Source organism: Campylobacter concisus (assembly GCA_002092835.1).
In the GTDB taxonomy this organism is placed as follows: domain Bacteria; phylum Campylobacterota; class Campylobacteria; order Campylobacterales; family Campylobacteraceae; genus Campylobacter_A; species Campylobacter_A concisus_K.
Map to the genome: position 1 here is coordinate 1 of LVWL01000023.1, position 14367 is coordinate 14367.

Annotated in this window: 11 protein-coding genes, 1 tRNA gene and 3 pseudogenes; 3 read left to right on the forward strand and 12 right to left on the reverse strand. The window is 38.3% G+C overall.

All coding sequences use genetic code 11. The features are described from left to right. Window positions 1-469: 469 nt before the first annotated feature. The 3 genes and pseudogenes from A3835_08130 to A3835_08140 all read left to right on the forward strand — a co-directional run bounded on the left by A3835_08130 (window position 470) and on the right by A3835_08140 (window position 3493). On the forward strand, window positions 470-1273 hold the full coding sequence (locus A3835_08130; protein ORI06333.1) for a peptidase M48: 804 nt from the start codon (window positions 470-472) through the stop codon (window positions 1271-1273). 509 nt (window positions 1274-1782) lie between these two features. Next, a tRNA-Ser gene (locus tag A3835_08135) sits at window positions 1783-1870 on the forward strand. A 58-nt stretch (window positions 1871-1928) separates the two neighbouring features. After that, a pseudogene (locus A3835_08140) lies at window positions 1929-3493 on the forward strand (Na+/H+ antiporter). On the opposite strand, the gene A3835_08145 reads toward A3835_08140, so the two are convergent. From A3835_08145 to A3835_08200, 12 genes and pseudogenes are all read right to left on the reverse strand, one after another. Further along, window positions 3490-4002: a chemotaxis protein gene (locus A3835_08145; GenBank protein ID ORI06334.1), complete on the reverse strand. Its 513-nt coding sequence runs from the start codon at window positions 4000-4002 to the stop codon at window positions 3490-3492. The pseudogene A3835_08140 and the gene A3835_08145 overlap by 4 nt on opposite strands. Before the next feature lie 95 nt (window positions 4003-4097). Next, a pseudogene (locus A3835_08150) lies at window positions 4098-6211 on the reverse strand (ligand-gated channel protein). Next, entirely contained in the window at window positions 6192-7292 is a 1101-nt protein-coding gene (locus tag A3835_08155; GenBank protein ID ORI06335.1) for a hypothetical protein, read from the reverse strand. Before A3835_08155 ends, A3835_08150 begins: the two are co-directional and overlap by 20 nt. 400 nt (window positions 7293-7692) lie before the next feature. Next, entirely contained in the window at window positions 7693-8100 is a 408-nt protein-coding gene (locus tag A3835_08160) for a hypothetical protein (GenBank protein ID ORI06336.1), read from the reverse strand. A 135-nt stretch (window positions 8101-8235) separates the two neighbouring features. Further along, window positions 8236-9063, reverse strand: a complete 828-nt coding sequence (locus A3835_08165) for an ABC transporter permease (protein ID ORI06337.1) — start codon at window positions 9061-9063, stop codon at window positions 8236-8238. Beyond that, window positions 9056-9709, reverse strand: a complete 654-nt coding sequence (locus A3835_08170; protein ID ORI06338.1) for an ABC transporter ATP-binding protein — start codon at window positions 9707-9709, stop codon at window positions 9056-9058. Before A3835_08170 ends, A3835_08165 begins: the two co-directional genes overlap by 8 nt. Window positions 9710-9718: 9 nt before the next feature. Continuing rightward, window positions 9719-10618, reverse strand: coding sequence for a ferredoxin (locus A3835_08175; GenBank protein ORI06339.1), 900 nt, complete (start codon window positions 10616-10618; stop codon window positions 9719-9721). Window positions 10619-10620: 2 nt separating this feature from the next. Further along, window positions 10621-11082: a cytochrome C gene (locus tag A3835_08180; GenBank protein ORI06340.1), complete on the reverse strand. Its 462-nt coding sequence runs from the start codon at window positions 11080-11082 to the stop codon at window positions 10621-10623. Continuing rightward, the gene (locus tag A3835_08185) at window positions 11082-11630 is read right to left on the reverse strand and encodes a hypothetical protein (GenBank protein ORI06341.1); all 549 of its coding nucleotides are present in this window, start codon (window positions 11628-11630) and stop codon (window positions 11082-11084) included. Before A3835_08185 ends, A3835_08180 begins: the two co-directional genes overlap by 1 nt. Beyond that, window positions 11627-12304: an iron-sulfur protein gene (locus tag A3835_08190; protein ID ORI06342.1), complete on the reverse strand. Its 678-nt coding sequence runs from the start codon at window positions 12302-12304 to the stop codon at window positions 11627-11629. The genes A3835_08185 and A3835_08190 overlap by 4 nt, the downstream gene beginning before the upstream one ends. Further along, a pseudogene (locus A3835_08195) lies at window positions 12297-13553 on the reverse strand (nitrous oxidase accessory protein). The gene A3835_08190 and the pseudogene A3835_08195 overlap by 8 nt, the downstream one beginning before the upstream one ends. Continuing rightward, window positions 13546-14301, reverse strand: coding sequence for a cytochrome C (locus tag A3835_08200; protein ORI06343.1), 756 nt, complete (start codon window positions 14299-14301; stop codon window positions 13546-13548). The pseudogene A3835_08195 and the gene A3835_08200 overlap by 8 nt, the downstream one beginning before the upstream one ends. Window positions 14302-14367: the final 66 nt, after the last annotated feature.

Genomic DNA, 14367 nt, shown 5'->3' on the forward strand with positions numbered 1-14367 from the left:
CTCACTCGTGATAGAAGTTAAAAAAACAAACGTCGATTTTATCTTTAGAAACATCAACACCACAAAAAAACGCTTTTTTCATTTTTGATACTCCTGAATAAAATTTAGGTTATGTTTCTTTCTTGTATTCAGTGTCAAGCACTAAGATTTTTAATCGAAACACTAACCCATAAGCCCTAAATCTTGGCTACAGCGTGAAAATCGCTTATTTTAGTAACAGGGGCTTATGGAAATTTTATAAAATCAAAAGAGAAAAAACGAAACGAAATAAGGTAAATTCTCTTTGATTTTATGGAAGTATCATACAAATTTTAGTAGCCAATTCTTGCGAGTGAATGAGATTTTAAAATTTACAAAAGTATTAAATTTGTATTTTTGAAATCGCAAAATTTAAATTTCATCCTTCGTTTAACAATGCATATCCAACTCAGGCTATAATACGCAAAATTTTAGTCCAAAAAGGATAAAAATGAAAAAATTTTTACTTACATTGTTAGCGACTAGTTTGCTCTTCACTGGCTGCTCAAGCGTTACAAAAGCAGGCGTTGTTGGTGCTGATCGTAAGCAATTTATGTTAGTCTCATCAGAAGCTATGGAGCAAAGCTCAGCCCAAGCATACGTAAAGACGCTAACAGCTGCTAGAAGCAAAGGCGAGCTAAATGTTGATCCGATCCTTACAAAAAGAGTTCAAGATATCGCTAAAAGGCTCATCGCTCAAACTGGCGTTTTTAGGGATGACGCTCTAAAATGGAAGTGGCAAGTAAATGTCATTAATGAAGACACACTAAATGCTTGGTGTATGCCAGGGGGAAGGATAGTCGTCTATAGTGGCATCATAAAAAGGCTAAATTTAACAGATGCACAGTTAGCTGCAGTCATGGGACACGAGATCGCACACGCTCTTAGGGAGCACAGCAGAGAGCAAGCAAGTGCTGATCAGATGAAAAGCATCGGCATCTTTGCAATAGCCACAGCTACTGGTCTTGGCGATCTTGGAGCTAATGCTCTAAATTTGGCTAGCGAATACACCATATCTCTGCCGTTTTCTCGCTCGCATGAAACCGAGGCTGATCACATCGGTACTGAGCTAATGGCAAGAGCCGGATACGATCCAAAAGAAGCGGTCGAAGTCTGGGTAAAAATGAGCAAGATGAGTGGCGGAAAGGTGCCTGAAATTTTAAGCACGCACCCATCGAACGAGAGTAGGATAAAAGACCTAAAAGAGATCGCAGCAAAACTTGAGCCGGTTTATCAAGCTGCTAAAAGAGGCTAGGCTTCAAAAAATTTGAGCGATCTTGAAATGGTTGCTCAAATTTCTAACTAGTACATTTTAAAAAACTACGACTGCTAATATTCGGCTAGTTAGCGAGAGCCCTGGGTTAAAGCTCACAACAACTTTCGCTCAATCTTTGTCTATAAAGAAAATGGTGAAATTTTAGGCTGGTGTTTTGCTTAGTGATTTTAATCCCAAGATCGCTTACGATATAAGCGCATAGATAAGCATATATGTCGCTAAAAAGGCTCTTGACATTGGCATTGGTAAGCAGCTTTTAAGTCAAAGTCTAGATGAGGCAAAGAGGCTAAATTTAAAAAATATTATCGCTTTAATATTTAGTGAGAACAAGGCAAGTCTTGGGCTATTTTTAAAATTTTGCTTTAAAAAATGGGGTGAACTGCCCAGCATTTGTCTGATGGATAATGAGTACAAAGATGTCGTTATCTTGGGGCTAAAGCTTTAAAAGCCAAGCATTAAGCAAATAAAGATATAATCACCTTCTTCTTGGGTAGATGTCCGAGTGGTTTAAGGAGCACGCCTGGAACGCGTGTGTGGGGCAACTCACCGAGAGTTCGAATCTCTCTCTACCCGCCATAAATTTGACAAAATTTACTCTATTGCCCTAATACAAAAAGAAATTTAAAGGACAAAAATGATCGAACATTTACTGTTATTTTTTGCACTGCTAGCTATCATCATCGCTTTAGTGATGGTCTCAAACCGCCTAAAGATCGCCTATCCAGTGCTATTAGTCCTTGGCGGGCTTGCCATTAACTTCGTGCCAAATTTACCAAGTATCAAGATCGATCCCGAGCTTATTTTCATCATATTTTTACCGCCACTTCTTTATGAGGCTGCGTGGGCAAACTCGCTAAAAGAGCTCTATAAATGGCGCCGTACGATCGGCAGTTTCGCCTTTATCGTGGTTTTCGTAAGCGCAGCAGCAGTTGCTTTGATAGCAAATTTAGTGATCCCTGGCTTCTCGCTCGCCCTAGGCTTCATGCTAGGAGCTATCGTCTCGCCACCAGACGCGGTGAGCACGGCAGCTATCCTTAAATTTGTCAAAGCCCCGCGCAGGATCAGCGCTATTTTGGAGGGTGAGAGCCTTTTAAATGACGCCTCCTCGCTCATCATCTTTCGCTTCGCTACAGTTGCGGTCACGACTGGGCAGTTTGTCTGGTACAAGGCCGCAACGACCTTTTTGTGGATGGTGGCTGGTGGCGTTTTAGTGGGTCTTGTTTTGGCGCTTGCGGCATATTTTTTACATAAAATTTTACCGACTGATGAAAACAGCGAAACGATAATGACGATCACGACGCCTTATATCATGTATATCTTGGCTGAGGAGCTTGGCGCTAGCGGCGTTTTAGCAGTGGTTTGTGGCGGACTTTATCTCTCGACTAAAAGAAATGAAATTTTCACCGCTTCAGCAAGGATCCACGCGATGCCAGTTTGGAACAACTTTATTTTCTTACTAAACGGCCTTGCATTTACCATGATCGGCCTTGACCTGCCTGAAATTTTAGCAGGGCTAAAGCGTAGCGGCGTCTCACTCTTTGAGGCGGTCTCTTACGGCGTTTTGGTCACTGCCGTGCTCATCGTTATCCGCCTCATGTCATCTTATGGAGCCGTTTATATCACTATGTTTATGAAGCGCTATATCAGCGTGGCGGACGATCGCAACCCTGGCAAAGTCGCACCATTTATCGTCGGCTGGGCTGGCATGAGGGGCGTAGTCTCGCTGGCTGCAGCACTTTCTATCCCTGCCATGGCTGGTAGCGAGCCGTTTTCGCATAGAGATCTCATCTTGTTTATCACCTTTGTAGTTATCTTGCTAACGCTCGTAGTTCAGGGACTAACTCTGCCGCTACTCATAAAAAGTGTCAAATTTCCAGACTTTAACGACCATATGCCAAATGAGCTTGCAAGGATCAAGATCAAAAAGGCGCTTACCGAGGCTTCACTTAAATTTAAATTGTGGGTGATGAGCATTTCTTATTTCAAAAGCTTGAAGAAGTTTGGAATTTTGAGCTTGAGAGTAAAAATTTTGAGATCAGCGATGAGACAAGACAGAGATATTTTGAAATTTTAGAGGAGCAAAGAAAGGCACTTTGCGAGCTAAACAAAGACCCAAAGATCAATGAAGAGGTCATTAGGACGTTTTTATATCACATCGACCTTGAGGAGCAGAGGTGGCAGCCGCATAGCGAGCACTAAAATTTTCTCCCGATGCTGCAACTTACCGCACCGCAAAATCTCTTGCCAAATTTGGCCTCGACGATGAGCACAAGCACGAAAAATATCTTCTCATCATTTAGCCGTGCGATCTGACGCAAAGTCTGGCTAGGACTATTAAATTTAACATCATTTTCGTGCAAACTCTTGCAAAACAGGGCCTCGTCAAAGCCAAGCATGCGTGAAATTTCACTGATGCTGTAAGGCTCAAGCGAGGCGATGATGCGGTCCATGTTGCACATAGTTGGATTTTTGCGGTGCGTGGTGACATCGATCATCTCATTTATGAGCTTTACTAGCTTTCTTCTGCGGTTAAAAAGGTGCAAGATCACAGCACAAACGATCAAAACTCCTGCAAATTTGTGCGCGCTCATCATCCACTCATTATACTCGCCCATGGCGAAATTTAGCCCAGTAAATGCAAGCAGGCAGATCCCACAGGCAAGAGCACAGACGATACAAAATTTATATATCACTTCTACTTTTAGCAATGCAAATTCCTTAGTTTTTTGAAATTATACACCTACTATGCAAAAAATGAATGGCGCCAACTAGAAATTTAGCTGGCGCGTTAGAGTAAATTTAGCTAAAACTTATAGTTAAAGCTGAGATTAAAGGTGCGTGGATCGCCATAAACCATCATGTTCCTGCCGATGCCCTCGTAATATTTTTTATTAAAGAGATTGTCGATATTTAGCTGCACGTCAAAGTTTTTAGCAAATTTATATCCAAACATCAAATTTGCCAAGGTGTAGCCCTTTTGTGTGATCTCGCTTGCGCCCTTGCCGGTGTAAATTTTGCTCTTATACATAGCTCCAGCACCTACTCTAAAGTCCCTAAATTCATACTTTGCAAATAAATTTGCCGTGCTTCTTGATGAGTCGGTGGCATATTTTTCACCATTAGCATCTTTTGCGTTAAAGTGCGTTGCACCAAAGCTTAGGCTTAAGTTTTTAGTGATCTCGCCGTTAGATCTAGCTCGACGCCCTTGCTTGTCACGCCTTTGCCAGATTCAAATATTTTGGCATTTGTCGCTGGATTTTTCCTTCCAGTATCTATGCCAAGCTTGTCTTGCACGATCTTAAAGACGCCAAGACTTGCTTGAAGTGCCCCGTCAAGATACTCGCCTTTGATGCCCACTTCATAGTCTTTGCCTTGGATCGGATCAAGATATTTGTCATTTGCATCTTTTGCGGTTTGAGGTTTAAATATGCTCGTGTAGCTAGCATATAGAGTGTGGTTTGCTCCGATGTCGTAAGTGACGCCAAGATATGGTGTGATCTCATTTGTGAAATTTCTATTGTCTTTGCCACCCTCGATCTCGTATTTGTAGTAGCTCACCCTGGCACCTAGCAAAAATTTAAGCTCATCGGTGATTGATAGTTTATTTGCCGCATAAAATGCCTTTTGTATCGTTTTGTCTTTATTGTTTTGATCTTCGTAAGGTAGCTTTGGATCATCAAGGTGTAAATTTTTAAAGTCTATCCTACTTCTTGCCGTATAAGCAAGCCCAGCTGGTGTGGTCTTTTGTAGCCAGTAGCTACTTACCTTATCGCTACTTTTTTTATAGTTGTTATACATCGCGCCAAAGACAAACTCATGAGATAAATTTGCTATCTCGTAAGGGATATTTGCGTATGCATCTACGTTGTGGATATTCTCCTCTCTTTTGTTTGCATAAACGCTAAGATCACTCATATTGCCAGTACCGTCTAAATTTACCGCTCCGCCGTAGTAGAGTAGATTTGAGTCAGTGTTTGCCCGTCTAAATGAGTAGCTTAAATTTAAGCTCGCTTCATTTTCAAAGTAGTGCTTAAAATCAGCATAAAAATCAAGCGTCTTTATGTCCCATCTAGTCCAAGGTTGAGAGAAAATTTCATTTTTACTAAAATTTGTCCTAGAGCCATCTGTGTAAAATGCCGGCATACCTCCCCATCTAACGCCACGGCGTTTTAGCTCTTGATAAAACGCACCAAGGCTAAGCCATGAGTTATCGCCTATGTCACTATCGACTACGCCGTAAATCGCGCTATTTTTTCGGTTGTAATAATCCATATAAGAGTGCGACTTCTCATGCATAAATGAAAGCCTCGCTCTGACGCTTCCACTCTCATTTACAGGCGTTTGCACATCGCCATTTACGCCGTATCTATCGTATGAGCCAGCGCTTATGCCAAAATTCCCTTTTAGCTCCTTTGAGTCTGCTCTTTTTCTTATGAAATTTAAGCTTGCAGCTGGGTTGCCGGCGCCTGCAAGCAGGCCATTTGCCCCTTTTACCACCTCAACTCTTTCATAAGGTAGCAAGCTCATATCGTTTGCACCAAGACTAAAACCACCAAAGCTAGGCATCGAATCAAGTAAGTAATAATCTATCTTAAAGCCACGAGCCGTCGGATATACGCGCTCGTCCCATTTGTTTAGCGTAACGCCTGGGACATTTCTAAGAAGCACTTGATAGTCCTTGATGCCTTGATCTTTTAGCCTAGCCTCTGTTAGCACAGTTAGCGACTGCGGCGTTTGACGAGAGGTTAAATTTAGCCTAGTTGTGCTCTTTACAAGCTCTTTTGCAAAGTAGTTTGCATAGTCTCTTCGCTCGCTTTCTACGACATCGATTGCCTCTAAAATTTTATCGCTTTGGCTAGCAAAAATTTGAGGTTGCATCAAATTTAATGCAACTAAACTAATTAAAAATTTTTTCATTTTTTCTCCTTTTAAAATTTCTTTTAATCCACAAATAAAGCCCTGAAATGCTCAAAATAAGCGGTGAAATACCAACCAGAAACCAGATAAATTTTGTGATTTGGTTGTAGTTACCAAAGTGCGATTTTCTAAATGCTGAGAGAATTTCTTCGCTTAGATTTGCATTTTTTATGTCCAAAATACTTACTAATTCGCCGCTATTTTTATCGTAAGTTAATATGCTTGAATATTCGTTATGCAAGAAATTTTGATCTTTTACATAGCCAAAAAGGCGTATATTTGCTCCTTGCATAAAAGGCAGTGAGATGAAGTGTGGCTCAAAGCCAGCAAGATTATTCTTTGAGCGGGCTACCAGCTCGTCAAGAGATAGGCTTTTGTTATAAATTTTTGTATCTATAACGAAGTCATTTTTAAACTTTGGCGTGCGTGCCATTTGAAATTCCCACCAAACACCACTTATGCAAATGAGTAGTAAAATAGGCGTAGAAAAAATTCCTATCATTTTATGAATATCACTCATAAAAATATTTAGCCTATTTACACGAAGCCTAAGTAGTGTCAGCCAAAATTTTCTATAAATCACGAAACCACTTATGCAGATAAAAAACGTAAAAATAGCGGTTAAAGTAAGGATAATATGACCGCTCTTTTCTAGAAATAGCGACTCATGAAGCTCAGTTAAAACTCCAAAAAATCCCTCATCATGTGCGAGTGGCCCGCTCTTTATCTTACCGCTAAAAGCGTCAAAATAGATAAATTTCCACTCTTTTTGGCTGTCATTGTGCTCGATCAACCAAATTTTGTCACACTTTTTAGGGTTTGCATCGATATTTATGCCGACCATCTCGTAGCCGCCAAGCTCGCTTGCGATGATCTCTCTTTGCTCATCAAGGCTGATCCTTTTGCTTAAATTTTCTTTGTTTAAATTTACATTTACGACATTTGGGGCAAGAAGGCTGTTTATCTCATTTTTATAAACCAAAATAGCACCGCTAAAACAAACTACTGCAAGTGGAATGAAAAATAAAAGAGATAAATAAGTGTGCACTTTATAAAAAAATTTTTGATTTAGAAATTTCACTTTGTTTTAAAGCCTTTTAATGGTAGGTTTTGATAATGGCTCGCAATCTTACACAAAATTTACTTTGATAATATTTAAAACTATTATCAATTATGATTTCAAAAAAGAAAAATTTTTATAGAATGTAAATTGAAAGAAAATAAATAGATTTGATTTTCAAAAGAATAAACAACTCCTCTTTGTGTATACGAAAAGCCAGAAAAGGGGGAAGCAAAGACTTATCAGTTACAAAAAGGAGGGTCCATTTAGGACGATGAAATAGTATTATTTAAGCATAAATTTTAATAAAATTTTTAGTTAATAAAAAAGAAATTCCAAGTAATACTAAAGTAAATTTAACTTTAAAAAAGTTACATTTAAGAAATTTCTTTTAATTAGTGCAAGTACAAAATTAAAATAGCTAGTTTTTAGGCACAAGCTCTAATACATTGCAAGCTCGTTTGCTGCCCATCTTGCAAGCTTTATCAAGAGCGTTTGCAGAAAGATCAAAGCTTTGCTCAGTGCCATTTCCTTGCAGATACTTTGTCGCTAGCTCATAGCAAGCTTCACTGCTGCCATCATCACAGAGCGATTTAAATATCTCAAAAGATTTTTGCGTATCTTTTTCTGCACCAAGGCCACGCCCTAGCATATCTGCATAGATAAAGCAAGAAATTTTATCTTTATTCTCACACTCACTTGAAAGCTTTTTTGTAAAACTCTCGCAAGCTTTAGCGTCACTTTTATTAATGCACTCTTGCATATTTATATCCCAGTTTGCATTCAAAGATAGAAGAGCAAATGCTAAAAATAAAATGGATTTTTTCATAAATTTCCTTGGAAGAAGTTAGCTCCCTTTGGGGGAAAGGGAGCTATTACAAAAAGGAGGTTTCTTGTTGGACAAGTGGAATAATACAAGTTTCGTCTAAATTTAAAACCAACTTTTCTTTAACAAAAAACAATCTCAAACCAAATCTTTTTTGCTAAAGGCAAAATAGCCACAAACTAGCAAAATAATGCCTAGTAAAAGCGGATAAATAATCGCATAAGCTACAAATGTCGCTTTTGGAAAGGTGCTTAAAATAAAATAAGATGCAGTACCGATAACTGCTAAATTTGGATCAAAAAGACTAAGCGCTGCTATCCTGAAAAGCTCTATCGGATTTAGTATAGCAATAGCGTAAATAACGTACTCATCGACTGAACTTCTCATAAGAAGTCCAATTAATGCTAGATCAATAAATGCAAGCATTATAAGCCAAAGTAAAAACGCTACGCCTTGACCTGTCTCTTGATTTTTAATCACGCTTGAGATAAAAAAACCAAGCGATAAAAAAATGATACTTAAGCTAAAAAGTAGCCCAAAATAAAGTGTTAATACACTCCAAGGTATCGCAACGCCCTTGATAAAGCCAACCACCACGCAAAGCAAAAGAGCAAACAAAAGTGGAACAAAAACAACAAATGTACGACCCAGCGCCTTGCCAAAGTAATACTCTTTAAGGCTTAGCGGGAAGCTAAGTATGTATTCAAGCAAATTTGTATCTCTATCTTGATTTATGCTTCTTACGGTTGAGATGAGAATAAAAATAGGCACAATGATGACACAAATTTGAATAAACAAAAGCAGTGCTCTAGTAAGCCCAGAAAAGCCAAGTACACGTGAATCAGTCACGCCGCTAAATAAAAATCCTATCATCAAAGCAGAAAAAAGCGCAGCATATATCACAAACCATCTTGAGCGAAAAGACTCTTTAACATCAAGCTTTGCTATTAAAAAAAGATTATTCACCCTTGCTCCTTAAATTTTCTTCTTTGATTATCTTGCCAAGATCCATATAGACGCATCTATCTAATAAATTTGCTATCTCATCGATACGGTGTGAAATAAAAACAAGTGTTTTGTTTTGCGTGAAGTTATCAAGTAAATTTTTAAAAGAAAGCCTTGCTTTCACGTCAAGATTTGCCGTTGGCTCATCAAACATCAAAATTTCACTATCCTTAGCAAATGCGATTGCTATTAACATCTTTTGTTTCATGCCGCCAGAGAGCTTATAAAATGGCTTATTTAAATTTGCATGCAGATCAAGTTCTAAAAGCTTGCTAAATTTCTCAATCTCTTCAAATTTTACATTTGAGCTTTTGCAAACAAACTCACAAAGCTCACGTAGATTAAATTTAAGCGGTGGTGGGGTTTGTGGTACAAATGAGATAAATTTCAAAGCCCCTTTTCTATCTTTTAGAGTATTTACGCCATTTATCGCGATGCTTCCGCTATTTGGAATAAACTCGCCTAAAATGATACGCATGAGCGAGCTTTTGCCAGCTCCATTTTGTCCAAGTATTGCTATTTTTTCGCCAGATTTTACGTTTAGGCTAACATTGTCAAGTATCCTTTGCGAGCCAAAAATTTTAGTTACTTCTTTTATATCTATCAAAAATTTTCCTTATATGAGTTTTTTAAAGCCGTTGTCAAATTTCAGTGCATCTTGATGACACACATCAATACACCTACCACAAAGCGTGCAATCAGCGCCAGCTATCCTAAATATATTTTTGCTCTCGTCAAGCTTTGCTCCTTTTTTTGTCATAAAAAGTACGTGAGGCACTAGACAAACATCGGTGCAAACTAAGCAGTGATCGCATTTTTCTTTATCCCAGCTAACTTTTATGGCATTTGGTTTAGCTAGCACTGAGTAAGTAGCTCCAATAGGACATACATACCTGCACCAAGCTCTACGTGAGAAGAAAATTTCAACCATAAGCATGGCTACAACAAACCAAATAGCATGAAAATAACCATAGATAATAAATCTTGAAAAAATCCCAACAACATTAAAAATTTCAAAAACAAGGCTTGAACTAGCAAAGCTAAGGGTTAAAAATAAAATGGTAAAAACATATCGCCACTTTGTGTCAAAAACTCGTGGTTTCACTATCTTTTTAGCACGCAAATTTTCATGGATCTTCTCAGCTATTTCGCTTATCAATGAATAAGGACAGATCCAAGAGCAAAAGCCTCTACCACCAAAAATGATATAAAAGGCCAAGATACTAAGTGAGCCAATTATTAAATTTACATGGATTTCATGCGTCGCCAGAAATACTTGCAGGCTCATAAAAGCATCTGCCAAGTGAAAACCAAATATCCTTGAGGCACTGATGTCGCCTTCTAAAATTTGTATATCAACTCTATATGAAAGCACAAATAAAAGATGGACTAAAATAATGGTAAAAATACGCCAAAAACGTATACTAGGACGCTTTTTGCCATCTTTTGTAGTTGTGATTAACGTGCTTAGAAAGCTTACATTTCTAATCGTTGCACGAGTGTTATATTTGTCCATTTTTACTTTTTAAATTTAGAAATTTCATCTGCAAGGCTTTCAAGCTCGCTATCACTAACATTTGTAAGTAGCCCCTTCATAAGCGAGTTTTGCACCTTACCAGCTTTATAATCAGCTAGCTTTTTAAGCAATTCATCCTTACTTAGATGCGTTATATCAGGAGCTACGACACCTTTTGCGTTTGCACCATGGCATGGGGCACAAGTTGTTAGATATTGCTTGCTAACGCCTTCATTGTGCACTTTAGCCACACTTAGACTTAGCTCTTTTACCTTTTTTAGCTCATCTTCGCTGGCAAATTCTTCACTAGACTTTGGCTGCTCTTTTGTAAAATTTTGCTCTACTTTTGGCTGAGCATTAGTTGCTACTTTTTCCTTTTTAGGCGGAGTCTGGCTTAACATAAATACCATAATACCGCAAATCGCTACTGCTAAAATAATGGTTATAATCTTTCCTACTTTCATTATTTGCTCCTAAATTGTGTATTAAAATCACTGATTTCTTTAGCTAAATTTCTGATTTCACTATCATCCATTTTTTTAACAAGATCTCGCATTAAGACATTGACTTTTTCTTTATTTTTATAAGCGTTTATCATTGTATAAATTTCATTTTCACTTTTTGTTAAAAGAGATGGCCCAATGATGCCATTTGCGTAATCGTCGTGACAAGCTGAGCATTTTGTAATGAAATTTTTGCTAAGTCTGCCCTTTATAAGTCTTAAATTTATGGTTTGAAGAGGGGTTCTTACCATTGCTAAAGCACCGATTTGACGGCTTACGTTATTATCTTCAAGTCCAAATTTTACGCTCTTTTCGCCGTGCATATCGTATTTTATGAAGTCATTTTGTTTATTTGTGCTTTGGTTATTTTCTTTTTTTTCAACCTTTATGCTAGCACTCGTGGCTACATTTATTGGTTGCTCGCTGGCTGCTTTTTGCGCTTTGTCATCACTCTTTTCACAGCCGACAAATAGCAAAGCAGTAGCTACTAAAGACATTATTAATCTCATTCTTTCTCCTTATAAATTTCATCATAACTCATTTTTGGGGCTATATTTATAATTTTTACAGGGCAAACCTCAGCACACACCCCACACCCAACACAGCCATGCTTTATGAGTGGCAAATTTGCTTCGCTCATTACTATTGCACTATCGCCAACTGGGCAAATGCTGACACAAAGGTCACAAATTTGACCGATTTTGCCTTTTATCTTATCTTTTTCTGCCTCTTCCCTATCATTATAAACTTTGCGAACAAGCAAATCTTCAACGCTATCTTCGCTTAGTTTTTCTCTTTTTAGGCACATACAGGCATTTGCATTACTCAAGACAGCAACGCCCATTTTCACATCATCAACAACTTTTGTAGCATGATCTAACGCACCACTTGGACAGGCGAGCACACATGGGAAAAGATCACATAAATAGCAACCTCTCTTTTTAGGATCGATGTATGCTGTACCATTTGAATATCCATCTTTTATATCAAGCAAACTTATACTGTGATAAGGGCATACCTGCACACACTGACCGCATTTGACACAAAGATCATCGAAGTCATCAACCGCGCCTGGTGGTCTAAGATAGAGTTTATCACCGCTACTTTTTGGCAAAATTTTACCTATGCCATATCCTGTGGCAGCTGCGACTGAGCCTAAAATTATAAATTTCCTTCTATCCACGTTTTGCCCTTAACGCGTTAAAATTTGAAGCATCAAGTGGTTTTATCTTTGGCGTACTATCTTCAAGTAGCTTTACTGGCTCAGAAAATGGTGCAAGTTTGGCTAAAAAATTTAAGATACTAAAGACACTTGAGCCATAGAAAAACTGCAAATTCGGATAATACTGCCAAAGCTGATCGGCATACGATAGATGCATAAACGGCGTATCGCCATAGCCATCTTTATCTCTATCAAAGCTCTCATACTCATCATAATAATTTTTACTCCACCGATTTAATGCCATTTTATCACCTGGAGTGTCGTTCGCAACGATATCCATATTACCTATAAAATCATTATTTTCAAAGATGCTTGTCCCCTGAGTAGCGTGAAAATATACGCCAACTACGTTGTGTAAAATTTTATTGCCTAAGAAATTTATCGTTGAGCCTGGCTGAAACGGCGAGTTGTCAAGCAAAATTCCTCTCGCATTATAGATAAGTGTATTGTTTTCGATAGTAAAATTTGAAACATCTTTTAGACCAATACCGATACCAAAAGCGCCGTCGCTATCCATAACAAGATTATTTTTTATATTTGAGCCAGCCGAATACATAAAAAACATTCCGACTGCATTGCCGATAAAATCATTGTTTTCGACTAAATTTTGATTTGCATACATAAAGTGAAGCGAGTATCTACCGCGGATCGCTTTATTTTTTAAAAATTTATTGTGACTTGCATACCATGCAACCATATCGCGGCTATCATAAATATAATTGCCTTCTATTAAATTTTCATGGCTATACCAAAGTCTGATCGCATCACCCCTAAAGCCAAGACTGGCCCCTTTTTTAGAAGTGATGTTATTTTCAGTGATCTTTGAGCTACTGCACTCTTTAAAATCAATCCCAAAAAGCACATCACTCAAGTCATTTTGCGTAACCAAAACATTATTTGCTTTATCACAGCCAATGCCAGCATCTAGCTCACCAAGGTCATTTCCGCTACCGCTTATCTTTAAATTCCTAAGCGTAACATTTGAGGCAATAATCTTTACAACCGTGCCTTTACCATTTCCTTTTATGTGAGCATTTTTGCCCTCACCAACGATGCTAAGAGGCTTATTTACCGTTATACCCCCTTCGTAAACAGCATCTCCTAACCTTATCACGTCACCAGGATTTGCATTATTTATAGCATCTTAAAGGACGTTTGAGAAGCCAAAAACTGGCAAAAAAATAAGGGCAAATTTAAAAATTTTACGCATTTAACTCTTTTTTCTTTGAAAATACCGCAAGTATGCAAAGCACACTCATGACTATCATCACCCAAAATCCGATTGTTGGATAAGAGTGCGTAGTAAAGTGAGCCACGCTACCATCGCCTAAAACAGTTGGTGTAAATGGCTTAATCTTAAAGGCTCCCCACTCTTGCATATTATGCCCATACCAGTATAGCCAACCCACAAATGCACTCATAAATAGTACAGGTGCGATAATGGTTGGTACCATGAGAAGTGAGTTAAATTTACCATCATAGTATAAAAATGCAAGCATACAAAGTGTTGCGATGAGTAGATAATAAGGTGCGATAGCTCGCTCGACATTTCCGCCATGCTCCATAGGATACATGCCTATGTAGTGGTTTATCGTATTCATCTCGTGCACGTCTCCACTATATCCATCTACGTGAAAATAGACTGGGATTCCATTAGGAAAGGCTGCTTTTGGATAGTTTGGTGCTTCAAGTGCGACGTACCAGATGGGAAGAGACGGGGTACCGATCTCTGCTTTTTGTGTTATCATCTTATGAAGATCGCTCGCTACCTCTTTTGGCAAAAGGTGATTTTTATACTGAAATGAGCTATAAAGATTGTAGATGCTATAAGTATAAGATGGCAATTCATCGCCGTCAGCTATCCTTTGTTTAGCTCCATGCCAACCAAGAACAGGTAAGGTAAAACAAACAGTCATAATGACAAGTGCAACAATGGTATAAATTTTATATTTACTCATGGTCTCTCCTTTAAATTTTAAAATTCCATTTGCTAAAAATAAAATTTTAAAATTTAAAAGAGGGGC